25 protein-coding genes are annotated in these 25,195 nt (G+C 61.2%); 12 read left to right on the forward strand and 13 right to left on the reverse strand.

What is annotated here, in order from left to right; translation table 11 throughout:
* Nucleotides 1-45 precede the first annotated feature (45 nt).
* Entirely contained in the window at nt 46-972 is a 927-nt protein-coding gene (locus tag ACZ500_RS09180) for a peptidase MA family metallohydrolase (RefSeq protein WP_464232206.1), read from the reverse strand.
* Nucleotides 973-1,230: 258 nt separating this feature from the next.
* On the opposite strand from ACZ500_RS09180, the gene ACZ500_RS09185 reads away from it, so the two are divergent.
* Nucleotides 1,231-2,406, forward strand: coding sequence for an exo-beta-N-acetylmuramidase NamZ family protein (locus ACZ500_RS09185; protein ID WP_464232207.1), 1,176 nt, complete (start codon nt 1,231-1,233; stop codon nt 2,404-2,406).
* Between the two features lie 36 nt (nt 2,407-2,442).
* Here the strand turns inward: ACZ500_RS09185 and ACZ500_RS09190 are convergent, their stop codons facing one another.
* Entirely contained in the window at nt 2,443-2,616 is a 174-nt protein-coding gene (locus ACZ500_RS09190) for a helix-turn-helix domain-containing protein (RefSeq protein WP_208598413.1), read from the reverse strand.
* A gap of 343 nt (nt 2,617-2,959) precedes the next feature.
* Between ACZ500_RS09190 and ACZ500_RS09195 the strand changes: the two genes are divergently transcribed.
* From ACZ500_RS09195 to ACZ500_RS09210, 4 genes are all read left to right on the forward strand, one after another.
* Nucleotides 2,960-3,601, forward strand: coding sequence for a transglycosylase SLT domain-containing protein (locus ACZ500_RS09195; protein WP_464232208.1), 642 nt, complete (start codon nt 2,960-2,962; stop codon nt 3,599-3,601).
* A gap of 313 nt (nt 3,602-3,914) precedes the next feature.
* On the forward strand, nt 3,915-4,079 hold the full coding sequence (locus tag ACZ500_RS09200) for a hypothetical protein (protein WP_464232209.1): 165 nt from the start codon (nt 3,915-3,917) through the stop codon (nt 4,077-4,079).
* 168 nt (nt 4,080-4,247) lie between these two features.
* Nucleotides 4,248-4,958, forward strand: a complete 711-nt coding sequence (locus ACZ500_RS09205; protein WP_464232210.1) for a phosphoribosyltransferase — start codon at nt 4,248-4,250, stop codon at nt 4,956-4,958.
* Nucleotides 4,959-5,116: 158 nt separating this feature from the next.
* Entirely contained in the window at nt 5,117-5,332 is a 216-nt protein-coding gene (locus tag ACZ500_RS09210; RefSeq protein WP_464232211.1) for a hypothetical protein, read from the forward strand.
* Between the two features lie 225 nt (nt 5,333-5,557).
* Here ACZ500_RS09210 and ACZ500_RS09215 read toward each other — a convergent pair whose 3' ends face one another.
* The 4 genes from ACZ500_RS09215 to ACZ500_RS09230 form a co-directional block, all read right to left on the reverse strand.
* Nucleotides 5,558-6,124 (reverse strand): hypothetical protein, encoded by a 567-nt coding sequence (locus ACZ500_RS09215; protein ID WP_464232212.1) that lies wholly within the window; start codon nt 6,122-6,124, stop codon nt 5,558-5,560.
* A 4-nt stretch (nt 6,125-6,128) separates the two neighbouring features.
* On the reverse strand, nt 6,129-6,353 hold the full coding sequence (locus tag ACZ500_RS09220; protein ID WP_464232213.1) for a hypothetical protein: 225 nt from the start codon (nt 6,351-6,353) through the stop codon (nt 6,129-6,131).
* Nucleotides 6,354-6,451: 98 nt separating this feature from the next.
* A complete protein-coding gene (locus ACZ500_RS09225) occupies nt 6,452-7,246 on the reverse strand; it encodes a NifB/NifX family molybdenum-iron cluster-binding protein (RefSeq protein WP_464232214.1) in 795 nt (264 codons plus the stop codon).
* Nucleotides 7,243-8,130 (reverse strand): damage-control phosphatase ARMT1 family protein, encoded by an 888-nt coding sequence (locus ACZ500_RS09230; protein ID WP_464232215.1) that lies wholly within the window; start codon nt 8,128-8,130, stop codon nt 7,243-7,245. The genes ACZ500_RS09225 and ACZ500_RS09230 overlap by 4 nt, the downstream gene beginning before the upstream one ends.
* A 467-nt stretch (nt 8,131-8,597) precedes the next feature.
* On the opposite strand from ACZ500_RS09230, the gene malQ reads away from it, so the two are divergent.
* Genes malQ through ACZ500_RS09245 form a run of 3 tightly spaced genes read left to right on the forward strand, consistent with a single transcriptional unit; the run spans nt 8,598 to nt 13,063 of the window.
* Nucleotides 8,598-10,079 (forward strand): 4-alpha-glucanotransferase, encoded by a 1,482-nt coding sequence (gene malQ / locus ACZ500_RS09235; protein WP_464232216.1) that lies wholly within the window; start codon nt 8,598-8,600, stop codon nt 10,077-10,079.
* Nucleotides 10,080-10,125: 46 nt separating this feature from the next.
* The gene (locus ACZ500_RS09240) at nt 10,126-11,664 is read left to right on the forward strand and encodes an ATP-binding protein (protein WP_464232217.1); all 1,539 of its coding nucleotides are present in this window, start codon (nt 10,126-10,128) and stop codon (nt 11,662-11,664) included.
* Nucleotides 11,665-11,677: 13 nt separating this feature from the next.
* On the forward strand, nt 11,678-13,063 hold the full coding sequence (locus ACZ500_RS09245) for a sigma-54-dependent transcriptional regulator (RefSeq protein ID WP_464232218.1): 1,386 nt from the start codon (nt 11,678-11,680) through the stop codon (nt 13,061-13,063).
* Nucleotides 13,064-13,079: 16 nt separating this feature from the next.
* Here the strand turns inward: ACZ500_RS09245 and ACZ500_RS09250 are convergent, their stop codons facing one another.
* Nucleotides 13,080-13,346, reverse strand: coding sequence for a type II toxin-antitoxin system RelE family toxin (locus tag ACZ500_RS09250; protein WP_464232219.1), 267 nt, complete (start codon nt 13,344-13,346; stop codon nt 13,080-13,082).
* A complete protein-coding gene (gene relB / locus ACZ500_RS09255; RefSeq protein WP_464232220.1) occupies nt 13,330-13,542 on the reverse strand; it encodes a type II toxin-antitoxin system RelB family antitoxin in 213 nt (70 codons plus the stop codon). Before relB ends, ACZ500_RS09250 begins: the two co-directional genes overlap by 17 nt.
* Before the next feature lie 235 nt (nt 13,543-13,777).
* On the opposite strand from relB, the gene ACZ500_RS09260 reads away from it, so the two are divergent.
* Nucleotides 13,778-13,927 carry a hypothetical protein gene (locus tag ACZ500_RS09260; RefSeq protein WP_464232221.1) on the forward strand — a complete coding sequence of 50 codons (150 nt, stop codon included), beginning with the start codon at nt 13,778-13,780 and terminating at the stop codon, nt 13,925-13,927.
* Between the two features lie 94 nt (nt 13,928-14,021).
* The gene (locus ACZ500_RS09265) at nt 14,022-15,548 is read left to right on the forward strand and encodes a benzoate-CoA ligase family protein (protein ID WP_464232222.1); all 1,527 of its coding nucleotides are present in this window, start codon (nt 14,022-14,024) and stop codon (nt 15,546-15,548) included.
* A gap of 6 nt (nt 15,549-15,554) precedes the next feature.
* Here the strand turns inward: ACZ500_RS09265 and ACZ500_RS09270 are convergent, their stop codons facing one another.
* From ACZ500_RS09270 to ACZ500_RS09290, 5 genes are all read right to left on the reverse strand, one after another.
* Nucleotides 15,555-17,045 carry an efflux transporter outer membrane subunit gene (locus ACZ500_RS09270; RefSeq protein ID WP_464232223.1) on the reverse strand — a complete coding sequence of 497 codons (1,491 nt, stop codon included), beginning with the start codon at nt 17,043-17,045 and terminating at the stop codon, nt 15,555-15,557.
* On the reverse strand, nt 17,042-20,224 hold the full coding sequence (locus tag ACZ500_RS09275) for an efflux RND transporter permease subunit (RefSeq protein ID WP_464232224.1): 3,183 nt from the start codon (nt 20,222-20,224) through the stop codon (nt 17,042-17,044). The genes ACZ500_RS09270 and ACZ500_RS09275 overlap by 4 nt, the downstream gene beginning before the upstream one ends.
* Before the next feature lie 12 nt (nt 20,225-20,236).
* Nucleotides 20,237-21,451: an efflux RND transporter periplasmic adaptor subunit gene (locus ACZ500_RS09280; protein ID WP_464232225.1), complete on the reverse strand. Its 1,215-nt coding sequence runs from the start codon at nt 21,449-21,451 to the stop codon at nt 20,237-20,239.
* Nucleotides 21,452-21,559: 108 nt separating this feature from the next.
* On the reverse strand, nt 21,560-22,228 hold the full coding sequence (locus tag ACZ500_RS09285; RefSeq protein WP_464232226.1) for a CerR family C-terminal domain-containing protein: 669 nt from the start codon (nt 22,226-22,228) through the stop codon (nt 21,560-21,562).
* A gap of 155 nt (nt 22,229-22,383) precedes the next feature.
* The gene (locus tag ACZ500_RS09290; protein ID WP_464232227.1) at nt 22,384-23,691 is read right to left on the reverse strand and encodes a nucleoside recognition domain-containing protein; all 1,308 of its coding nucleotides are present in this window, start codon (nt 23,689-23,691) and stop codon (nt 22,384-22,386) included.
* Between the two features lie 158 nt (nt 23,692-23,849).
* Between ACZ500_RS09290 and ACZ500_RS09295 the strand changes: the two genes are divergently transcribed.
* Entirely contained in the window at nt 23,850-24,059 is a 210-nt protein-coding gene (locus ACZ500_RS09295; protein WP_464232228.1) for a hypothetical protein, read from the forward strand.
* A 218-nt stretch (nt 24,060-24,277) separates the two neighbouring features.
* Nucleotides 24,278-25,180: a DUF4338 domain-containing protein gene (locus tag ACZ500_RS09300; protein WP_464229930.1), complete on the forward strand. Its 903-nt coding sequence runs from the start codon at nt 24,278-24,280 to the stop codon at nt 25,178-25,180.
* The last annotated feature ends 15 nt before the right edge of the window (nt 25,181-25,195 follow it).

The following is a 25,195-nucleotide window of genomic DNA, read 5'->3' on the forward strand; positions in this document are numbered from 1 at the left end:
CGGATGGAAACTGGGTTGTACCGGGAAATCATTTCCGGATGGAGACTACATAGTTTCGTCGGAATCGTCTGGCATTTCATGTAGATATCGACGTTTCCCGATCCAAGCCTTCACAAACGCCCAGCCCGAGATGAGGGCCGCCATCACGAAGAGGATCTCGTAAAGATGGCCGCTCAGGTAAGTCAGCCAGGAAACCTTATCGCGCAGGTCCGCGCGCCACTCCCTCTCGAAACGACCGGGCGTGAGGGAAAAATCCCGCTCAATGGCCCCTTCGAGGGCCGTCCCGGAGGCCATGGCGTCGAGGATTTCCAGCAGGGCATCCCGCCCATAGCGCTCGATGATGTAGAGGACGACCGACTTGCTCTGCTCATAGGCCAAACGGAGGGGATATTCCTCCAGAGGGAATCCGCCTTCCAGGTGCCGCAGCGGGATGAGACGCCCGGACAACACGGCCTGATCCAGCAGACCCGCCCTTTGATCCGTCACGATCTCACTGACGCCGTCCGTCGCCCACTGGCAGACGCCCTCGTCGAACCAGCGCGGCAAGGGAACCTCCGTGATCCGGCTGTGCAGCAGCAGGTGACACATCTCATGTTTGAGAATGGTATCGAGGCTGAAGGGTTTCTCGAAGCCGCGGGAGCACTCCATCACGATCAGGTTCCTGGAGGGGACCGCGAAGGCGACGATCACGCGGCTTTGTGTCGAGCGCTCGAAGGCCGCCCTGTCAGCCGTCAGGAGGATCTCGGGCGGGGACGGCAGACGCCATCCAAACACCGCCTCGAGCTCTGCGTGCGCTGCAGGGTAGGCGGACACGACTTCTTCGGCGCGGCGTTCAAGGCCCGGTTCATAATGGACCCGCAAAAACGGGGATTCGAGCAGTTCCAGAGCACCGGTCCGGGCCGCCGCCCCCCCCGCCCCGCAAAGCCAGGCAAAGCAAAGAATCAGGTAGAGATATCTGGAAGGTCGAACCATCCCGCCGTCCACCTTTATCGTAAGGTTCCAAAAGGAACAGCCATTCTTCACGGCTTTCCGGCTGCAACCCCCCCGTATCGGATGCAAGGTGGGGCGTGGTGGGGGCCGCTCACCCGCATCGAAGGTCAATCGCCACCCGTGGCGGCAAGGAATAGGCTTGAAATGCCCCGCAGCATTCCGTAGGATGCATTGGACCGTCCAGGGGCCGTTCCTGGCCGGTCCGAACGGCATCAACCTCCCGGCAACCGGATGAACCGAATGCAATCGATCGCCATGGGTATCGATCGCCTCCGCGAAGGCGAGTGGAAAAAGCTCAAGAACCGGAATCTCCTGCTCCTGGGCAACCAGGCCTCTCTGGATGGGCGCCTGGAGCCGTCCTGGCGCATCCTCGACCGGACGTTGCCGGGGCGCTTGAAGGGGCTCCTCGGACCTCAGCACGGCTTCGGGGGAGAAGACCAGGACAATATGGTCGAAACCCCCCACGCCCGAGATGAGGAGACCGGCCTGCCGATCTACAGCCTCTATGCCGAGACGCGGGCACCGCTCCCCTTTATGTTCGAAGGCATCGACTGCCTGATCGTCGACCTCCAGGACGTCGGGACACGGGTCTACACCTTCGCCTCCACCCTCTTGAACTGCATGCGGGCGGCGGCCGATGTCGGCGTCGGCGTGGTCGTCCTCGACCGGCCAAACCCTCTCGGGGGCCAGACCGTCGAAGGCAATCTCCTGCAGGAGTCCTTCTTCTCGTTCGTCGGGCCGGCCCGCATCCCCATGCGCCACGGCCTTACCATGGGCGAAATGGCCGTCCTCTTTCACCGGACCTTCGCCATCGACTGTGAACTCGACATCCTCACCCTGGAAGGCTGGGAGCGGAGGATGCTCTGGCCGGAAACGCGCCTCCGCTGGCTCATGCCCTCTCCCAATATGCCCTCCTTCGAAACGGCATCGGTCTACCCCGGCCAGGTGGTCCTCGAAGGGACCAACCTTTCCGAGGGGCGCGGGACGTGCCGCCCGTTCGAGATCTTCGGCGCGCCTTATATAGACCGCAAAGCGGTCCTGCAGAACCTCGACCCGCAATACTGCAAGGGGATCCGGCTTCAACCCTATATCTTCCGCCCCACCTTCAACAAGTGGGGCAATCAGCTGTGCCAGGGGTTCATGATCCACATACTCGACTCGGACCTCTACGAGCCCTACCTCACAACCCTGGCGCTGGTCCAGTCCATCGCCAGGGTCCACACCGGCGCCTTCGCCTGGAAGGCGCCTCCTTACGAATATGAGTACAAAAAAAAGCCCATCGATCTAATCATGGGCGATGATGAAATCCGCAGGGATCTGGAGAGCGGCGTCCCCGTCAGCCTTTTGAAGGAGCGCTGGCTTCGGGATCTGTCCGATTACCTGGAATGGCGGCGGCCTTTTCTGCTCTATCCCTGAGCGCCGGGGCCGTCGGGAAGATGCGTTCTCCCGCCCTCACTTCGATTGCTGCCCACCACTGATCCAGCGGTCTATGGCCTCTTTGTCGAACCGCCAGACCCTGCCGATGCGAATGGCAGGGATCTTGCCTTCAGCGGCGTATTTGCAGATGGTAATTTCGTGAAGCTTGAGATATTTTGCCAGTTCCTTCGTTGTCATGATCTGAGGCATGATGGTCTCCTGTATATTGCTGGGCTTACGCTTCTAATTCATAGTCATGGGATTAAATGTCTGGAAGTTCTACTCTTTTAATGCTATCCCCTATAAACATCAAAGTCAACAGAAAATCCTGCATCCGCAAATACAGAAGCTTTAAATCTGTTTTTTTCGATTATATTATTGTCTATAGCATCATAATCTGTCAGAATAACCTCTAAGAGTTAAAAATATAAAGCCCCACCAGGGACGGACGGCGGCCGCTCCGCGGTGGGCCCTGGCTTGATCAATGTCCGTGAAATCAATCTCTTACGCAGAGGCGATTTGCAGGTCGCCGCACAAACAAACGTGCAGATCGATGCCGAGATCGACCCGGAAGGCCATTTCCCGATGGAAACTGGCTGTCCTGACGGCCCTGCTCCTGCAGGGATGCGCCGGCAAGCCGCTCCACACACAGAAAGCCGGCGATATTTGCGATCTGTTCCGGAACGAGCGCGCCTGGTACCCTGCCGCGGCATCCGCCCGCCAACGCTGGGGGGTTTCCATCCCGATCATGATGGCCATCATTCGTCAGGAATCACGCTTCGAAGCGGAGGCCAAGCCCCCGCGCACACGCTGCCTCTGGATCCTTCCCGGTCCGCGGCCCTCTTCGGCCTACGGGTATGCACAGGCGGGCGACGCGGCCTGGGAGGACTACAGAAGGTGGACCGGACGGGGAGGCGCCGACCGGGACGATTTTGCAGACGCCGTCGATTTCGTCGGCTGGTACTGCCACATGAGCCATATCCGGTGCGGCATCGCCAAATCCGATGCCTATCGTCTCTATTTGGCGTATCATGAGGGGCACGGTGGATATAACCGCGCAACCTACGCCGGGAAGACCTGGCTGCAGGGCGTGGCCGCGAAGGTCGCCAGGCAGGCGCAGGTGTACGCAGACCAGATGGCTGTCTGCGAGCCCGCACTCGAGAAGCGGCGCCCCTGCTGCCTGTGGCCCTTTTGAGCAGCGCTGGTGAACGGTCCCGGGTGCGCGCAGCGTGTGAAAGGCTCGGCACGCTCCGGATCGCAGGGGTGAGGATCTGTCCGGACGCGCGCAGCGTGTGAAGAAAAATCCTTATTTCCGGAATGGAAGCCGGCGCCTGCCGAACAAGGCATCTCCGGACTGGAGGCCTTTTCGTGCCGAATGCCCTTTTCCGGATGGAAACGAGGACAGGCCCTCAGGGCGGCGGCGCACGCGCCGGTCCTTGCCTGCGCCGCTCGGAGGGCATCTGTTCGTCCTTCTGAAAAATAAACCACCTACTTCGAGGAGCAAGGCGATGAAAGTGATCGAACTGGATCAGAGAAGCGGAGAGGAAGTGGCCGTAGCCGAGTACCCCGACGACGAAAAAGGCGCCGGGCAGGCCGCCGCCAAGGTGGAAGAACTGCAGAAAAAGGCTGCGAAGGAAGGGAAGGATTACCTTCGCTACTGGTCGGCCGACTGAACCATCGGCCGACCCCATCATCTCCGGCCTGTACCCACTGACGGCGTGTCGAATACCGCCGGCCCTTACCGGATCGGAATCGGGTCGAAGCCGTGCAACCGCCCGCTTCGAACCCTTCTCCCTCAACAGCCGAGGGGTATTCGATTAAAAAGGAAAGGGAGGCATTTCGTGTCGGCAAGCGTACATGACATTGCTTCGTTCAGGAATCGGCATCACGTCTTCGAGAATCGCCTCGAGGCGGGGAAGGTGCTCGCCCGTATGCTCGTGCCGGAGTTCAAGGACCGTGAAGACACCATCGTCCTGGCCATCCCCTCGGGCGGGGTGCCCATCGGGCTCATCATCAGCCGCGAACTGCGGCTTCCCTTCGATCTGATGCTGGTGAGGAAACTCCAGATCCCCGGGAACACGGAGGCGGGTTTCGGCGCCCTGACACTCGATGGGAGCCTCTTTCTGAACGAGGAACTTCTCGCCTACATCCGTCTGTCCAAGGGGGACATAGAGAAAGAGCGCCGTACGGTCGAGGCCGAGCTTCAAAAACGCAACCAGCGCTTCAGGGGCGGGGCCTCACCGCCCCTTCTGGAAAACAAAACCGTCATTCTGGCCGATGACGGCCTGGCCTCCGGTTTCACGATGACGGCATCGATCCATGCGGCTAGAAGCCATAAGGCCAGAAGCGTCGTGGTGGCCGTGCCGACCGCGCCCTTCGGGACCATCGGGCGCATTCAGGAACTGGCGGATGCCGTCTACTGCCCAAATATCCGCAAGGAGCATTCATTTGCCGTGGCCGCGGCCTATAAATTCTGGTATGATCTAAGCCACGAGGACGTCCTTGAGCTTCTCGAGCGCCGTGGAGGGCCTGATCGCCCCGGCGTCGCTTAGGGCTTTGCCCTCGTTGGAGGCGACGGTATGCACCGCTCTGGAAGGAGGAATTCCCAAGGAATTTCTCCGTGAGGAACCATCGAGCGGTGCGCCCGCGTTTTTGCGACGGTCTTGAGAGATACAAGGCCTGAAACCCCAACTGGAAAAGGAGATGCGATATGGCCGAAAACACGACGACTCCTGTTCATTGCCCAGGATTCCAGAGCTTCCGCAACCTTACGTCTTTTACCTGCAAGTGCCCGGAGTGCGGCAAGGAAGTCGAGATCTTCTCCGACGAATTCGACCGTCCGCACAAATGCAAGGCCTGCGGCAACCCGATCGACTTCACCCGCTGCAGCATCGAAGGCACAGCGAAGGACTCCTCCCCCCGCTGACAGGGACCTTTAGACCATTGTCAGTGTAAGGCCCATCCGCCTGGACGATTCGCCGCGCGCCGCACCGGCGGTTGTTTTCCCCGCTGCCGCTACGCGCAAGCCGCGTCCGGGCGGGTATATCCTTTTTTTTGCGTCCGTTATCAACGGCTCCTTCAACCTTGCCGACCGCATCACACAACGCGAAGAACCCCACAGCGTCCGCCACGAAACCCGTTTCGCAGATGGTTATCGAGAAGGTCCAGGCCCCTTTTCTTCCTTGGGTAAAACAGCCCGGGAATCGAGCAGAAGCCCGGTAAGGAAGCCCGCAAACAGCGACCCGAGGACTGTCAGAGCCGTAAATGCCACGACATAGGGCCAGCCGAAGAACGTAATCATCAGAGGGAAGAGGAACGGCTTTACCGAGCGGTTGACGAGAAAAACAGCGATCAGAGAGAAGGCCGCCCCCTTTTCACGAAGTTCCTCGAGCAGCGGATACCAGGCGTAAATCGGACCCGTCGAAAGGAAGCCGGCGGCCATGGTCAGGATGTGCTTCTTGAAGACGGACCCTCTGCCCAGGAATTCGGCGACACTGGACGGGTTCAAGAGGGCGTTTATGGCCACCATGCAGCCAAAGACCATCAAAAGCGGCACCAGCAGATGATAGAAGATGCCGACGCTCCGATTCAACGCCTGGATGGTTTTTTCCGGTGCGGCCAAACCGGAAACGGCGTAAAGCAGGAATACCAGCGCGGGAAAGAGAAGGCGCGAACGGAAGACCTTTGCTTGGAATCGCTTTTTTACCCCTTCGGACATCGATTCATCCTCGCACACTCGATCCGTTCACGAACCAGCCGCCGCTGACGTCCTGAAACGTCATGCAGTGTCCATCCGGAAATGATTTCCCGGTACAACCCAGTTTCCAATCCGGAAATGAGGATTTTTTGCCAATATCAAGGAAATCAAGCGTTTGCGCGGAGGCGACCTGGTGGTCACCGCACAAGCAAACGTGCAGATTGACGCCGAGATTGGCAAAAAAGACCATTTCCGGATGGAAACTATGCAGCTCTGAGACCCCCTGCGCCCCCTCCGGCGCCGCGGGCCGCAGGCAGGGCCGTCTCCCGGAGAGAGCCGCCCACCCCCTCAAAACCCGAAAAAGGACAAAAGGCTTGTCGCTGCGACGGCCATTCCTATCGACAGCCCGAAACAGGAAAGGTTCCTCAGGACGGCGAACTTCCAGCCGAGGGCTGCGATTTCGGCCGGGAGCTGCACCAGGCCGACGCCGACCCATGCGCTCATGAAGGCCGTGACTGCAACGAGGCTGATGCCTTGGTCGAGCATTTCCCGGCCGATGAGGTAGCTGTTGGCCGGGTTCCCTGCGAACAGGCTCCCCGCGCAGGCACCCAGAAAAGAGTCCCAGGCGGCGTCCCCGGAGAACAGGCCCGTCAAGATCCGCGCCGGAAGGAATACGCTCGCGAAACCCATGAGCAGCACCACACCGGCCATAACAGGCAGAAGATTCCTGAACTGGCGACACGCGTCTGACACCGCCCGTTTGAAGGAGCGCCGATCGATCCCCGACCGGACCAACCCCGCCTGCAAGGACTGCTCATCAAGGCCTTCGTGTCTCCCGTCCCGGTATTGCTTCAGCGCCTCGCCGGCAGTTCCCTCGACGTCTGCGCAGACCTCCACCCCGTGCGCGGAAAGGTATCTTTGCGCAACGGGACTGCACCACCTCACCAGGAGAACGTCGCTTTTCATCCCGATAATCTGAGCGACCACCTGCATTCCGGCGCCGCTGCCGGTATCCTTCGAACTCTGGATGACTTCAACGGATTCAGACTCAGGATCGACCACGAGCAGATAGGGCGAAAGGCCCAGCCTGTCCGACACCCGGCTGTCCAAATCAGGCCCTTCGGCGGGGATAACGACCTTCAAACCGCGTCCTCCTCCCTGTCCCGATACGCCGCGCTCCCTTGCAGCCGCGCATCTTGGAGAACCATCGCCCCCAGCTCGGCGCTGAGATGCCGGGCGATGACGGGGCATTTCACCTTGAGGAGGAAAAACAAGGGGCCCGTCTCCTCCGACAGCGTCTCGAAATTGCCCTGGCCCTTGCTGATGATGAGATCCGCGTCCTCGTATGCCCGCAGGAAATCCTCCGAGCACCCGGACAGGATCGTCCCGGGGGCGTAGCAGCCTGAAGGGAGAATCCGCGCTACCGCATCGAGCCCGCTTCTCCTCGCATCCTCTTGCGTGGCGTCGTTGATAACGGGGATGTCCCGCACGACGTAGGTCGTCTCCTTTCCCATGGTTTCGATCAAGACCCGGTCAAAGACCGTCTCCCCTGCATTGTCGCCCAGGTAAACGACGTGCCGGGCCTTTTCGAGCGTCTCCCGGAAGGACGCGAAGTGATCGATGGCAAGCCGCTTGTCGAAGACCTCCTCCATCGCCGCATCGAGATCGAATTCGGTAGAAGCGCCGAAATCGATCAGGTTCCCTACGATGGCGATCCTCACCGCCGCCTCCAGCGGATCTTCGGCGCCTTCGACGGCCTTCTTCAGATCTGCGTAGCGGGAAAGCGCGTTTTCGATGCTCTCCTCCTTGATCCGCTCGAAAGGATCCTGCACGCCGGTGATCTCTTTGACGAGCGCATAGACCCGGGTCGCCATCTCGGGCGGCGAGCTTTCCAGGGATATATCGGGGATCAGGCGCGCGACCGCGTCGAGGACATCCTTGATCCGCCTGTCGTCGGTGGTGGCCGCACCGGCCGCAAACAGCGCCTGCTTCAGAAAGCACGGAATACATTCGAGATACGTTTTCATCAGACGATTCATTTCCTTTCCCGGCCGGCACGGCGAGAAAAAGGGCGCCGGCCGGAGACCAAGGTACAACGCCTGCGCCCACGTGGCAAGGAGACTCTGAAAATCGCGGCTTTTTAAAAAGAGGCCGGAGAGCGAAGTGAGAAATTAGGTTGCATCGCTTGTTTATGTCCGCTAGTTAATATCCATCCGGAAATGATTTCCCTATAGAACCCAGTTTCCAATCCGGAGGAGAGCCTCCGGCGCAACAACGTGTCCATCCGGAGATGACCGACCGTAAGCCGCAGGTCTCTACGCGAAGGCACTTGCCTTGCAGGGCCGGTTGTAGTCGCGCATCGGAGGATAAACAGCGCTGGAGGCCTGATCTAATGGACGGGCGGAGGATGCCTGTCATGGGCGATGCGGGGCGGGCGTCCGTCTTTCGCCGCTCTGAAACCACGACAATCAACCCAATGAATGGGGCATAGCCGATGAAAATTCGAACCAGCGGCATTCTCCTGCATATCACCTCTCTGCCGTCGCGCTTCGGCATCGGGGACCTCGGCCCCGAGGCCTACCGGTTTGCGGACTTTCTGGCAGGCGCCAAACAATCCATCTGGCAGATCCTGCCCCTGAACCCCACAGGCGAATCCCCCTACCACAGCGATTCGGCCTTTGCCGCCAACCCCCTCCTGATCAGCCCCGAGCTGCTGGTACGCTCCGGCCTGCTGGACGAGGCCGACCTCCATCCGCTGCCGCCCTTTCCACAGGATCAGGTGGACTTTGCCGCGGTGATCCCCTTCAAAGAGGGGCTGCTCGAACGGGCCTTCGAACGGTTCGACCCGGAGCACGACCCCGCCTTTCGCGAGTTTGCCGATGCCCACGCCGGCTGGCTGGATGACTACGCGCTTTTCAGGGCCCTCAAATCGCGCTACAACGGCGCGGTCTGGAGAGACTGGCCTTCCGATCTCCGGGACCGCGAACCCGGTGCAATCGACCAGGCGAAGTACGATCACCGCCGGCGCATCCGCAAGGAGAAATTCCTTCAATATGTCTTTCACACCCAGTGGTCCGCGCTGAAACGCTACTGCAACCGGAAGGGGATCCTGATCTTCGGCGACATCCCCATCTACGTCACCTACGACAGCGCCGATGTCTGGACGCATCCGGACCTGTTCAAACTCGATCACGAGAAGCGGCCGGCGGTCGTGGCCGGGGTTCCCCCGGACTACTTCAGCCGGACCGGGCAGCTGTGGGGCAACCCGGTGTATAACTGGGCGGTCCTTCAGGAAAGGCGCTACGATTGGTGGATCGAGCGTTTCGCCCGCAACCGCGAACTCTTCGACTTCGTGCGGATCGACCATTTCAGGGGGCTGGTCGGCTACTGGGAGGTGCCCGCCTCGGAGACGAACGCAATCAACGGCCAATGGATCGACGCCCCCGCCATCGACTTCTTCACCACGCTTTTCCGGCGCTTCCCCGCCCTGCCGGTGCTGGCGGAGGACCTGGGCCTCATCACCGCGGATGTTCGCGAGGTCGTGGCGCGGTTCGGCTTCCCCGGCATGAAGGTCCTCCTGTTCGCCTTCGGCCCTGATATGCCAACCAACCCTTATATCCCTCACAACCTGCCCGCAAACTGCGTCGCCTACACGGGGACTCACGACAACAACACCATTCGGGGCTGGTACGAAAACGAGACCTCGGAGGATGACAGGGAGCGGATCTTCGCCTACATCGGGCGGCGGGTCTCCGTCGAGGAGCTTCACTGGGAGCTGATCCGCCTCCTCATGCGCTCGGCGGCCGGCATGGTGATCATCCCCGTGCAGGATCTGCTGGGCCTCGGGCAGGAGGCCCGGATGAACAATCCGGGTCTGAACGGCGGGAACTGGGAGTGGCGCCTTTCACCGGGGCTGATCACCGCAGAAGCCCAAGAAAGACTGGGGCAGATCACCGAGATGGTCGGAAGGGGGTGAGCATCACCCGCCCCATCCTTCGATCCTTTCAAGGGGAGCGATCCTGATGAATCTTTCCGAGGTCCTGCTCCGACACCGGGAGCGGATCATCCACGAGTGGGTCGAGAGGCTGCACAGGGATGTCAGCCCCACCTATTCCGCCCTGCCCGAGGAGAACATCTCGAGGACCATCCCGGCGGTAACGGATGCCAACTACGCCGTCCTCGCCGCAGGCGACCACTCGAAGATCGACGCCTTCATCGAGTGGATCGGCAACATCCGCTCGAGAGCCGGGTTTTCGGTGTCCGAGGTCCAGAAGGCCTTCGAGCTTTACCGGACCATCCTCCTGCCCATCTTCGCCGCCGAACTGGAAACCCCGGACCTGCTGCCGGCCATCCAGCGTCTGAACGACTGCCTCAGCTATACGCTGCATCGATTCAGCGACCATTTCCAGGCGCTCCACCATGCGGAGATCAAGAAGTACGCCCAGACGCTCGAGGTCAAGGTCGCCGAGCGCACCCGGCAGCTGGCCGAATCCGAATCGAAGTACCGCACGCTGGTCGAGAAGATTCGGGACGGTTATTTCGTGAGCCGGGAGGGAAGGATCCTTTTCGCCAACTCGGCGTTTTGCAGCATGCACGGCTACCCGAAAAAGGATGTGCTCGGGCGGCCCTTCACCGACTTCGTCGCAGCCGAATCGCTCGGGAAGATCCGGTGGATCGATGAAGGGCAGCCGGTGGGGAAATCGCACGGCAGGCAGTACGACTATGACCGGCTTCACCGCAACGGGGCGGAGCTACCCACCGAGAACACCGTGACGCTCGCGCTTTACGAGGGAAAGCCGGCGACCATCGGCATCTGCCGGGACATCGCGGAGCGGGTGGAGATCGAACGGCGGATCCGGGAATCGGAAGGCCTTGCACGCATCGGCCACCTGACGACATCCCTTGCCCACGAGATCCGGAACCCCTTGTCATCCGTCAAGATGAGCGTCCAGATGATCCTCAAGAACACCGGCTTCGGCGCGACGGACCGGCGGAGGATCGAGATCCTCGCCCAGCAGATCTCACGCCTCGAAGCCATCGTGGGCGATATGCTCGATCTCGCCAGGCCGCTCCGTTTCGCGTTTGCGCCCGCCTCCATCGTCGACGCGATCGAGATGTCGCTCGAGGTGCTCGAGGCCAAGCTGAAGGAAAAGCGGATTCACGTGCGGAAACGATTTGCGAAGGCGCTCCCTCTCCTTGCCATCGACCGGGAAAAGGTGGAACAGGCGATCATCAACCTGCTCCTGAACGCGGTCGAATCGGTGGAAACGGAGGGGCACATCCGGATCTCAGCCCGGCTCGTGCGAAAACAAAACGCCCTTGAAGTGGCGATATGCGACAACGGCCCCGGGGCAAGCGCCGAAGACCTGCCCTACCTCTTCGACCCCTTCTTCAGCAAGAAGGCCAAAGGCACCGGCCTCGGGCTGGCCAACACCAAACGCATCGTCGAGGCCCACGGGGCGTCGATCCACGCCTCCCCCGCCAAGGAAGGCGGTCTCTGTTTTTTCATGGTGTTTCCCATCCGGCCGGGACCGGCTGCAGGCCCCGAACCCAAAACATGAGGATGTCGTTCCAATGGCCAAACCGACCCTTCTGATCGTCGACGACGAGCCCTCTTCGCTCGAACTCCTCGAGGGCTATCTCACTGACAAAGGTTTCACCGTCGCCTGTGCCGTGACCGGCAGCGAGTGCATCGAGAAGGCGCGCTCGCTGCAGCCCGACGTCGTCATCCTGGACGTGCGGCTGCCCGACAGGAGCGGGCTGGAGATCCTGGAGGAAATCCGGAAAGGGCAGGATCCCCCCTATGTGATCATCATCACCGCCTTTCACGACATGGGCACCACCATCCAGGCGATTCGCTCCGGCGCCTTCGAATACATCCCCAAACCCATCGACGTCGACGAACTGGAAGACGCCATCCAGAGGGCGCTCGAGCTGTCCAGGATGCGCCGGCGCCAGGCCCCCGCCGCGGCGCCTCAGGTCCGGGATTTCAAGAAGGGCGAGATCATCGGCAAAACCAGGGAGATGAACGAGATCTTCAAGACCATCGGCGTCCTGTCCTCCAACCGGGTCAACGTCCTGATCGAGGGTGAAACCGGGACCGGCAAGGAGTTGGTCGCCCGTGCCATCCATTCCCACAGCGCCTGGAAGGACCAGCCTTTCGTTGCGATCAACTGCTCGGCCATCGTTGAAAGCCTCCTCGAAAGCGAACTCTTCGGACACGAAAAGGGCGCCTTCACCGGCGCGGTCTCCTCCAAGAAGGGGATGTTCGAGATCGCCGAAGCCGGCACCCTCTTTCTGGATGAAGTGGCCGAGATCCCGATCGAACTGCAGGCGAAGCTCCTGCGGGTCCTGCAGGAAAAGGAGTTTCTGCGCGTGGGCGGCGAAAAGCCCCTGCAGCTGAAGGCCCGGATCATCGCGGCCACGAACCGGAACCTGCGCAGCATGGTCCAAAAAGGCGCCTTCAGGGAAGACCTCTTCTACCGGTTGAGCGTAGCCACCGTCCGGATCCCGCCCCTCAGGGATCGTCAGGCCGACATCCCCCTGATCGTCGATTATCTTCTGAAGCGTATCGGCACCGAACTGCAGCACCGGATCGACAGCGTGGAGGAACCCGCGATGCAGCGGATGATCCGCTATCCCTGGCCGGGGAACGTGCGAGAGTTGGAAAACATCCTCACCAAAGCGGCGATTCTCACCAAGGGGAACATCATCACGGACGCGGCGACCGTCCCCCTCCTGATTAAAACCCATGCGGAGAGCAAAAACGACCAGCCCGAGAAGGTTGCGCAGGAAGGGGCGGCCGAATCCGAGCGCGAGCGGATCCTGCGGATCCTGAACGATGTCCATTGGCATTACGGCAAGGCCTGCGAACAGCTCGGGATCTCCCGGCCCACCTTGAGCAGGCGGATGAAACTCTACGGCATCGAATCGAAGTCCCGCCGATCCTTGCGCGGCTGAGGTGGGCGTGTTGCCTTCACCGGTAAACTTCCCGGCGGTGGCCGATGGTCAGAGCGAGAACAACCGCCCGCTCGTCTTGAATCTCGCAAAGTACCCTGTAGTTTCCTATCCGATATCTCCAAAACCCAACCAGACCTCCCTTCAGCGGATTCCCGAAGTGCCGGGGGTTCTTGCAACCCTCGATTCGATCATCGAGCCAATCGAGGATCCGTCTCTGCTCGCGGCGGTCCAGCCTTCGCAGCTGCCGTTCAGCCACATCGGCAATTTCAACCGTCCAGGCCAAGATCTTTTCTCACCTGGGCCAACGGCTTGCTCCCTCTGCTCCGGGCCTTCGCTTCCTTGGCCAACTCCAGGTCTTCATGATCCTCCAGGTATTGAAGAATCGCCTCACGCACCACTGCGCTCCGGGTGCTTCCCCTGGCCTTGGCCAGCCTATCCAACGCCTTTTCGATTGCTTCGTCCAATCTGACTGCCAACATGATCGCCTCCTGACCGCCATTGTTGTCATACAATGTACAACGCCACTGGAAGCGGGTCAACCGGTTTTCAATTTTTAAAACCGCTTTCGATTCTTTTCGATTTTTCGAAGCGCTTTGTTTTCTATCCGTTCAGTATTTATCCAATAACATATTGATATTTAATACCTTTTCTAATCACGTCCATTTTGGCACACCCCTTGCCTTACCTGTTTACCAAACCAGTTTCCATCCGGAAATGGTCTTTTTGGCCAATCCCGGCGTCAATCTGCACGTTTGCTTGTGCGGCGACCACCAGGTCGCCTCCGCGCAAACGCCTGATTTCCTTGATATTGGCCAAACCGGGTCCCGCCGCGAAGCGGTGGGACCGAGCACCCGAAGGGTGTGAAGAAAAATCCTCATTTCCGGATTGGAAACCGGGTTGTACGGGGAAATCATTTCCGGATGGAAACAAACCATTCATTTCAAAAGGGGGTAATGCCATGAATGAGCAGATCAGACAGGACACGTTCAACATCGCTTCCCGGCTCCTGGACGAGAACGCCGCCGAGCGAGGGGACAAGGTCGCGATTTACTGCGGGGAAGAAACCGTCACCTACCGGGACGTACTGAAGAACGTCAACCGATTTGCGAACGTCCTCGAGAAGCTGAATGTAAAGCCGACCGAACGCGTCATGATCCATCTGCCCGACTCGCCGATGTTCATCTATGCCTTCCTGGGCAGCATCAAGCACGGCGCCTGGCCGGTCGCAGTCAACACCATGCTCGGCGTGGCGGACTACGAATACCTCCTCGAGAACAGCGAGGCCCGCGTCCTGGTCACGGAAAAGACCAGCAAGGCGGCCTGCGCCGGGACCCGCCACCTTTGCTACCGCCTCTTCGCTGACGACGGGCTGGACGACTGGCTTTCGGAGGCATCGGACGAGGCCGACGCCCACCCCGCCCATGAAGACGACATCGCCTTCTGGCTTTACAGCTCGGGCAGCACCGGGCGCCCCAAGGGTACGCCCCACAAACACATCGACCTGCTGTTCATCGCCAATGCCTACGGCCGGCATGTCCTGCACATCACGGAAGAGGACAAGCTCTTTTCGGTGAGCAAGCTCTTTTTCGCCTACGGGCTCGGAAACAGCCTCGCGATCCCGTTCCGTTACGGCGCACCGGTCGTCCTCCTCTCCGATCGGCCTTCGCCTGACAACGTGCTGCAGATCATCCAGGAACAGCAGCCGACGATCTTCTTCGGGGTGCCGACCCAGTACAACTCCCTCTTGAAAAAGATCGACCAGATCCGGTTCGAATCCATCAGGCTCTGCGCATCGGCCGGGGAGGCGCTTCCGCCCGAGGTCTTGAGGAAATGGCGCGAAAAAACAGGGCTCACCATCCTCGACGGGATCGGGTCGACCGAGGCGATGCACATCTTCATCTCCAACCTCCAGGACGATGTGCTCGAAGGGACCTCGGGACGCCTCGTTCCCGGATTCCAGGCAAAGATCGTGGATCTCTCGGGAAAAGAGGTTCCGCAGGGCGTGCCGGGGCACCTGCTCATCCGGGGCCGCAGCATCACGCCGGGCTACTGGAAGAGGCCGGAAGAAAACGCCGAAAAGATGCTCGAAGGGGGCTGGTTCAGGACCGGCGACATCTACAGCCAGGTCGGGGGCTATTTCACCTACCAGGGGCGCGGGGACGACATGCTGAAGGTCGGCGGGATCTGGGTCTCGCCTGTCGAAATCGAAAATGTCCTCATGGAGCACAAGGCCGTTCACGAATGCGCCGTGGTCGGCCAGGAGATCGAAGGGCTGATCAAGCCGTTTGCCTACGTCATTCTCGATCCGCAATACGCCGAGGCGGACACGAACAAGCTCAGCCGTGAACTGCTCGACTACGCAGCCGGCAGGCTCCCGAGGTTCAAATGCCCCTGGGACATCATGCTGCCGGACGAACTGCCGAAGACCGCGACCGGGAAGATCCAGCGCTTCAAGCTGAGGATGCCCGAGCGGCAGGCTGCTTAAACCCTCCTACCTTTCCCCCGTTCTGTCTGATGCGTACGTGCTGGGTTGGGGGACCTGCCCATCCGCCTCGAGCGGGGTGGCAGCGTTCTCCCCTCCCCCGCCCAGCACAGCATAAAGCCGCACCTGATTGGCGAGCCGTGCGAAGCGGGTGGCGATCAGGCCCTGCTGCGCCCCGTAGAGGGAACGCTGGGCGTCCAGCACGTTCAGGTAGGTGTCGATCCCCTTCTCATATCGCGACTTCGACAGCTGATAGGTCTCCGCAGTGGCCTCGACCAGGGATTCCTGCGCCGCCATGCGGTTCCCGAGGGTCCCTTCACCCGCCAGGGCGTTGTTCACCTCTCGGAATGCATTCTGAATCGCCCCCTCGTAGCGCGCAACGGCGATCTCCCGGTCGACTTGACTCACCTTGAGCGCCGACCAGAGACCGGGGTAGAAGATCGGCAGCTCCGCCCTCGGGGCGACATTCCAGATGCCGGAGCCGGAGCGGAACAACCCGGAGAGCTCTGCGCTCGCGGTGCCGACCGCCGTGGTGAGCGAGATCCGCGGGAAGAGGGCTGCGCGCGCTGCGCCGATGTTGGCGTTCGCAGCCTTGAGGACCCTCTCCGCCTGAAGAACGTCCGGACGGCGCAGCAGCACCTCGGAAGAGAGCCCGGGCGAGACGGCGCCCAGGGCGACCACCGCGCTCAGCCCCCCGGGCTTCAGCTCATCGGGGACAGGTGCACCCACCAGCAGGTCGAGGGCGTTTTCAACCTGGGCCGTCCGCTCGGTAAAAAGGGCGATGTCGACCCGTGCGGAATCCACGCGGGTCTGCACCTGGCGCAGATCGATCTTCGGCGCCAGGCCGACCTCGTAGCGCCGCTCGATCAGGTTGTAGCTGTCCTGCTGCGCCTCGAGCGTGGACTGGGCCAGCCGAAGGTTTTCCCGCTCCGTAGCGAGGCTCAGATAGGCGATCGCGATCTCCGAGATCAGAAGGATCCGGGTGCTCCGCTGCGCCTCCTCGGTCGCGAAGTACGTCTCGAGGGCCTGTTGTTCGAGGCTGCGGATGCGCCCGAAGAAATCCATCTCCCAGGAGGCAATGCCCAGCTCCACGCGGTATTCCTCATTCGTCTGGGGCGTGCCGCTGCTCGAGAGGTCCGCGGGGACCCTGCCTTTGTATCCGCTTCCCGTCGCACCGACCCACGGCAGCAGTTCGGCGCGCTGGATCCCGTACAGCGCCCGCGCCCGTTCGACGTTGAGGGCGGCCACCCGCAAATCGCGGTTGTTCTGAAGCCCCAACTCGATGACCTGACGCATCCGCTCATCGGTGAAGAAGGCGCGCCACTCGAGATCCGCCGCCAAAGGCGCATCCGACGTCCGCAGGCTTTCCCGATAGGCGGGTCCGCTCGGCCATTCGCCCGGGATCGGCGCGTCAGGCCGTCTGTAATCCGGAATCAGGCTGCATCCGCCGAGGACAAGCGCCCCCAGCGGCAGACACACAAGCATTTTCCGTATGATCATTCTCTCATCTCCGCACGGGCTTCGCCCTCCGAGGCGGGCGCCTGATCCATGGGGTCCTTCTTTCTCCCAAAGAGCCTCACCACCGCAACGTAAAAGAGGGGAATAAAAAAGATCGCCAGGAAGGTCGCGGTCGCCATCCCTCCCAAGACTCCGGTGCCGATTGCGTTCTGTGCGCCCGCTCCCGCGCCTGTGGCAATGGCGAGCGGAAGCACCCCGAAACCGAAGGCGAGCGATGTCATGATGATCGGACGCAGCCTCAGCTTCGCCCCCTCCAGGGTGGCCTCGATGAGGCCTCTGCCCTCCTTCACCTTGGCCATGGCGAACTGGACGATCAGGATGGCGTTCTTCGTCGTCAGCCCGAGGACGGTCAGCATCCCGATCTGAAAATAGACATCGTTCGGCAGCCCCCGGAAGGAGGTGGCCAGCACGCCGCCGATCACACCGAGCGGCAGCGCCAGCATGACCGAGATCGGAACGGTCCAACTCTCGTAAAGAGCGGCCAGGCAGAGAAAGATCACGATCATCGAAAAAGCGTAAAGGACCGGCGCCTGGGATGTCGCCATCCGCTCCTGATAGGAGATTCCGGCCCAGTCGAACCCGGTTCCCTGCGGCAGCCTGCGCGCGATCTCCTCCATGGCCTGCATCGCCTCTCCGGAACTCGTCCCGGGAGAAGGCTCCCCCCAAAAGTTCAGGGAGGGGAAGGCGTTGAAGCGTTCGAGACGAGGCGATCCATAGGTCCAGCGTCCGGTCGCGAGGGCGGTGAGCGGCGTCATCATTCCCGCTTGATTGCGCACGTAGAGGCGGTCGAGATCGCTCGGAAGCATCCGGTAGGGCGCATCGGCCTGGACGTAGACCCGCTTGACCCGCCCGTTCTGGATGAAGTCGTTGACGTAGGCGCTGCCGAACAGGGATGAAATGGTATTGTGAATGGAGTCGATGGACACGCCGAGCGTGCCGGCCTTCTCCCAATCCACATCGATCCGGTATTGGGGCACATCCTCGAGGCCGTTCAGCCGGACACGGATCAGCCGCCGGTCCTCATTCGCCATCCCGAGCAGCTGATCGCCTGCCGCCATCAAGGCTTCGTGGCCGATTCCCCCCCGGTCCTGCAGCTGAAAATCGAACCCTCCCGCCCGGCCGAGTTCAATTACGGCCGGCGGTGGAAAGGCGAAGACCCGCGCGTTCCGAATCTGCGAAAACCGCGCCATGGCACGCCCCAACAGGGCCTCGACCTTGAGATCCGGCCGGTCCCTGAGATCCCAATCCCGCAGCTGAACGAATGCCATGCCGGAGTTCTGCCCGGCGCCCGAGAAGCTCCGGCCGGTCAGGGTCATAATGGAGCGAACCGTCTCCTTCTCCTCTTCCAGAAGGTAGGTCCGAACCTCCTTCATGACCTCCGCGGACTGCTCCATGGTCGAACCCGGCGGCAGAGTCGCCTGGACGAACATGAGGCCCTGATCCTCGTCCGGCAGATAGGCCGTAGGCATCCGCTGGAAGAGGAAGCCGAGGGCCGCGACCAGAAGAACATAGATGAAGAGGCAGCGGAGCTTCCGTCTCAGGATCCCGCCGACCACCGCCTGGTACCCGTCTCTGACCCAGAAGAACGCCCGGTCGAACCAGCGGAAAAAGGGCCGGAACAGGAAAAAGGCGCTGTCCGCGGGCGTATGCCCTTTGGGCATGGGCTTCAGGAGCGAGGCGCAGAGGACCGGGGTCAGGATCAGGGCGACCAGGACCGAGAGCAGCATGGCGGCGATGACGGTCACGGAAAACTGCCGGTAGATGACGCCCGTGGAGCCGCCGAAAAACGCCATGGGGCCGAACACCGCCGAGAGCACCAGCCCGATCCCGACCAGGGCGCTCGTGATCTCGCCCATGGACTTACGGGTCGCCTCCCGCGGAGGCAGGTTCTCGTCGCGCATCACCCGCTCGACGTTCTCCACGACCACGATGGCGTCGTCGACGAGGAGGCCGATCGCCAGCACCATGGCGAACATGGTCAGCATGTTGATGGAAAACCCGAACAGCCCCAGCACCCCGAAGGTCCCCAGGATCACCACCGGCACCGCCATCGTCGGGATCAGCGTGGCCCGGATGTTCCCCATGAAGAGGTACATCACCAGAAACACGAGCACGATCGCCTCCAGCAGGGTCTTGACCACTTCGTCGATGGCCACCTCGACGAAGGGGGTCGTCTCGTAAGGGTAGATGACCTTCATGCCGGGCGGAAAATAGTACGCAAGCTCCTCCATCTTCGCCTTGATGGCATCGGCGGTGTCCAGCGCGTTGGCCCCCGGGGCCTGGCGGACCGCCAGGGCGGCGGCGGGCATCCCGTTGAAGAGCGCGCTCGTTTCGTAGCGCTCCGTACCGAGCTCCACCCGCCCGATGTCCTGCACGCGGACGGTGGAGCCATCGGGGTTGATGCGCAGAGGGATCGCCGCAAACTCCTCAGGGGTCCGGAGCAGGTTCTGGACGATGATGGAGGCGTTCAGGCGCTGGCCCTCCACCGCCGGCACCGCCCCGAACTGGCCGGCGGAGATCTCGACGTTATAGGCGCGCAGCCCGGCGATGACATCGTCGACGGTCAGCTTGTAGTCCGTGAGCTTGTCCGGTTTGAGCCAGACGCGCATCGCGTACTGCGAACCGAAGCTTTCGACCTCTCCGACACCCGGCACGCGCGCAAGCACCTTCTCGACGTTGGACTGCGCGTAATCCCTCAGATCGTTTTCGCCCATGCTGCCGTCTTCGGAGATCAAACCGACGAGGATCAGGTAGTTCCGCGTGGATTTGCTGACCTTGACACCCTGGCGTTGGACGACATCCGGGAGGCTCGCCATCGCCAACTGGAGCTTGTTCTGCACCTGGGACCACGCAAAATCCGGGTCCGTACCCGCCGCGAAGGTCAGCTCCAGCCTCCCCGCGCCCGAGCCGTCGCTCGTCGCGGACATGTAAAGCAGCCGGTCGAATCCCGTCATCTTCTGCTCGATGATCTGAATGACGCTGTTTTCGACCGTTTCGGCGGAGGCCCCCGGATAGAAGGCGTCGATCGCAATCGAGGGAGGCGCAATGGGCGGGTACTGCGCGATGGGCAGGTTGTAGATCGCGAGCGCCCCGGCGAGCATCATGATGATGGCGATCACCCACGCAAAGACGGGACGGTCCAGGAAAAAATTCGAGAGCATGACCGTCCTCCGCTACTTCGCTTCCGGGCTTGCGGCGCCCGCACCCGGGTCTTCCGGACCAGCCGCCGGACCATCCAGACAGACCGCCCGAACGGTCGTGCCAGGCCGCACATTGAGCAACCCTTCGACGATCACCCGATCGCCGGCCGAAAGGCCGGCGGCGACCAGCCACTGGTCGCCGATGGCCCGATCGAGCGTCAGGATGCGCTGCTCCACCTTGCCGTCGCCGCCTATGACCTGGGCCACCGCCTCACCCTTCGGATTGCGGCTCACCCCCTGCTGCGGAACCAGTATGGCATCTCCGGCGATCCCTTCCTGGACGACCGCCCGCACGAACATCCCGGGCAGCAGCAGGTGATCCGGGTTCGGGACGACAATGCGAAGGGTGAAGGAGCCCGTCGTGGCATCTACGGTGACGTCGCGGAACTGGAGCATCCCTTTGTGAGGATACAGCGTCCCCTCTTCGAGCCGTATCTCGACCTCCCGCCCATTCCGCCCGTCGGCACTGAGAAGGCCGGACTGGAGGTTCCGCTTCATCCGGAGGAGTTCGGCCGAGGACTGCGTCACATCCACGTAAATCGGATCCAGCTGCTGGATGGTCGCCAAAGGCATCGCCTGGTAGGCGGTGACCAGGGCGCCGACGGTTACATTCGATATCCCGATCCGCCCCGTGATCGGCGCGACGACCCGGGTGTATTCCAGGTTGATGCGGGCCTTTTCCACCTCGGCCTTCCAGAATTCGATCTCGGCCCTGGCCTGCTGCAGCGTCGCCAGGGCGTCGTCGAGGTCCTGCCGGCTGACGGCATTGTCCTCCACCAGCTCCTGGTACCGCTCCACCCGCAGCCGGATGGAAGGCACAACCGTCTCGGCCTTGAGCAGGGAGGCCTTCGCCGAATCGAGGACAGCCTGGAAAGGGGCAGGGTCGATCTGATAGAGAAGCTCCCCTTCGTTTACCATCGACCCTTCCGTAAACGCACGCTTCTGGATGATCCCGTTGACCTGCGGCCGGATCTCCGCCACGAGGAAGGCGGAGGTGCGGCCGGGAAGCTCGGTGGTCAGCTCGACACTCTGTGGCCGAACCGTCACGAAGGCCACCTCCGGCTCCTGCGGCGGCCCGCCCATCTCGCCTTCTTCCTTTTGACAGCCTCCGAACAAAACGAGAATCGCAAGCCCGATGAAACATGCTTTCGCTACGAAAAACCAGTAACCGGAACGATATTGCTGCATCAAGAATCTCCAAGGCAGTTTATTGAATCGATATTGGATCGATCAGAAAAGAACGTCCGGCGAAGCGGCCCCACTGCGGAGGGAGGCTCCGCCCCCTCCCACCCCGAATCAACGGCCCTCCCAGCCTTCTGCGTCGAGGGCCTTTATCGCGCCCAGTGAAAAACGGGTGACATGTTCGGTCAGCCGCTGGATGTCGGCTGAGTCGAATCCTTCAGGGGACAGCAGTTCGATGACGCGCCTGGCGGTGAAGTAGTGCAGGCACTGCCCCACAATGCTCGTTGCGCAGAGAAACGTCAGTTCGTCCTCCCGCTCTTGCGCCGGGCGGGGCCTCCGGAGCAATTCGCTGACGATGTCGCGGAGATAGGTAAAAAGAGGCTGGATAGTGTTTTCGATCAATTGGTCGAATGCCTTGGTCGGTTCAGCGATCTCGAAGGCCATGAATTTCCCATACCAGGCGGGAAACCCTTCGGCCAGCATCCTCAACAGAAACGAGTGAACAAAGGCCCGGAGCCTCGCCTCCGGATCGCGCTCCCCGGCTTCGAGTCCCAGATCCGGCGGATAGCGGCGCATGGCTGAGGTGTGCGCATACGCAAGCACCGCCGCGTAAAGCCCTTCCTTGTCCCCGAAGTGGTAGTTCACCGCGCCGACATGCGTCCCGGCCCGGCTGCATATCTCCCGGATGGTCGCCGCACGGAACCCCTGCTGTGCAAACACCTCCCCCGCCGCCTCCATGAGGCGCTGCTTCGTATCCTCGCTCCTGCCCTGGCAATCCGTCATCCAACCCCTCCAAAAAAAATCAAACGCCAGTTTGAAACAGGCGTTTGAATCTGTCAAGCGGTTTTTCTCGTTCGGATGTGCTTGGGTAAATGGAAGGTTTGATGCCATCGGACCGGCGCGGCCAGCGGATGGCGAGATCTCCACCGCGCGGACCTCTAACCGAAAAGGTACCAGCACCCCAGCACGGCGAACGCCACCCCGGCTGCATCGGCCGTCAGAGCGGCTGCGAGCGCGTGCCGCACCCGCCTGACCTGCACCGCCCCGAAATACACCGCCAGGACATAAAACGTGGTCTCGGTCGACCCTTGCAAGGTGCTGACCAGATATCCCACGTAGCTGTCCGGCCCGACGGCAGGATCATCGATGATGGAAGCCAGGATGCCGTAGGCCCCGGAGCCCGACAGGGGCCTCAACAGAGCCATGGGCAGGGCCTCGGCAGGCAGACCCACCTTGCCGGTCCAGACGCCCAGGGTCCGGACCATGACATCCAGCGCGCCGCTCGCCCGGAACATCCCGACCGCCACGAGGATCGCCACCAGATAGGGGATGATCTTGATCGCGACCTGAAAGCCTTCCTTGGCGCCCTCTACAAACGCCTCGTAGACCCGCACGCGCCGCAGCACGCCAAACAGGAGAAAGCCCACCATGAGTCCGGGGATGATCCAGGGCGAGACCACCCGCCCGTAAAGCACCGTCAAGGGCACCATGGCCACCAGCAGGCAGAGTGCAGCCGCACTGATCCAGAGCGGGTAGCCCCCCGCGTCTTCGAACCGCACGCCATCCGCCTCCTCGGGCACGTCGTTCGTCTCCCGTTCCCCTTCCACCGGCCCCTGAGACCCTTTGACCGCAGCCCGGAACCACCGGATCCGCCCGTACAGCTTCGCGGCGACGATCGCCACGGCCGTGGATCCGATGGTCGCGAACAGGGTCGTGGGCAGGATGGCGGCAGGATCCGCAGAGCCGGCCGCCGCCCGGAGCGCAATAACCCCGGTCGGCAGCAGGGTCACGCTCGAGGTGTTGATGGCCAGAAAGAGGACCATCGCGTCGGTGGCCGTGCCTTTTTCCCCGTTCAGGGTGTCCAACTCCTGCATGGCCCGAATCCCGAACGGCGTCGCGGCATTTCCCAAACCCAGCACGTTGGCGGAAAGGTTGAGGATCATGGCGCCCATGGCGGGGTGATCAGCCGGCACCTGCGGGAACAGCCGGATCATGAGGGGACGCAGCAGCCGGGCGACCACCTTCAGCAGCCCCCCTTCCTCGGCGATCTTCATCAGGCCCAGGAACAGGGCCATGACCCCCACCAGACCGATGGCAAGCTCCACCGCCGCACCCGCGGAGTCGACCATCGCCTTGGACAACGCCTCGACCGGGGACGGCGCCCCATCGACCGGCGAAAACCCGAACTCCCGCCAGCCGGCGAACAGGAAGGAAATGACGACAATCAACAAAAAGGCTACATTCATACAGGCTCACCCCACCGCATCAACCCAGCTCGGGCCGCAGAAAAACAGTTTCTGTCGATCGACGCCTGCCTGGTCCTCCACAGGCATCTCCATACAGAAGACACGACATTGCATTTGACCATGATTCAACCAATATGTTAGTTAGTTTCCATCCGGAAATGGTCTTTTTGGCCAATCTCGGCGTCAATCTGCACGTTCGCTTGTGCGGCGACCTACAGGTCGCCTCCGCACAAACGCTTGATTTCCTTGATATTGACAAAAAATCCTCATTTCCGGATTGGAAACTGAGTTGTGCTGGGAAATCATTTCCGGATGGACACTACTTACACACAATATATATGGGTGCGGCTCTTTTGGAACCACGCTAAAAAATAACAATCATAGCGAGTTAGGCACTGTGCAAGCCTAGGCATTGGTTGTTTGTGGATGAAATAGCATATCGGGGAGACGATATACCCTTTTTTCTAGATCTCCCAAGGGCAATAGCTCGGGACAACGATGAAAGCACTTTTTTGCGGAGATGATCATTTTTTGCTGGACTTTGCCCCATTTCTTTGTTATGGAAAAATGGTAAAGGAGGACTGGGATGATCACCGCAATAGACAATCAGCGATTCTGTGGTCGGGAGTTTACGCGCGAAGAGCTTTTTTTGATGCAAGAAGTGGTCGAGACCTGTGCAGGAATCAGCCGAACCGAACTCTCGCATACGGTGTGCGAGTTGCTGGAGTGGCGCCGAGCCAATGGCGGACTGAAAGCTTGCGAATGTTTGGACTTTTTGGAACGCCTGGAAGGCCAGGGGTTTTTGAAACTTCCGGAAGCTCGGCAGATTGGACCGAAGAAAGGCACGAGGCGGCACATTGCGCCCCAGACAGGCGAGCAACCATGGGCCGGACTGGCGGGGAGTGTGGAGTCGTTTTTGCCCTTGGATGTGGAGGTGGTGAAGAGCCAGAAACAGCGCAGTCTTTTCAAGGATCTTGTGAGCCGGCACCACTACCTGGGATATGCCATGCCGTTCGGGGCGAGGCTTCAATACCTGGTCTACGTGATGAAGCCAGGACGGCAAGTGGTCGGATGCGTACAGTTTTCCAGCCCGGCCTGGCGGATGAGGGTCAGGGATCGATGGATCGGCTGGGACGATGCGGCACGGGAGCGAAGTCTTCAACGGATTGTGAACAACAGCCGGCTGTTGGTGCTGCCAAGAATACGCAATCTGGCCAGTGCGTTGCTCTCCTGCGTGCTTCGGCGACTGCGAAAGGACTGGCGGGATCATTATGGGATCGATCCCTGGCTGGTGGAAACGCTGGTGGACCGGGAACGGTTTCACGGAGGGTGTTACCGGGCCGCCAACTTTATCGTTCTGGGGGAAACCAGTGGTCGAGGCCGGATGGACCGCGCCCATCAGCGTCATGGAGCGGAAGTGAAAACCGTGATGGTCTACCCACTTGTCAAGGATGCAGCGATAAGGCTCCGAGACGGCTTCGGAGGGTAAGGAACGATGAATGCA

This window comes from Desulfatiglans parachlorophenolica (genome assembly GCF_055394735.1).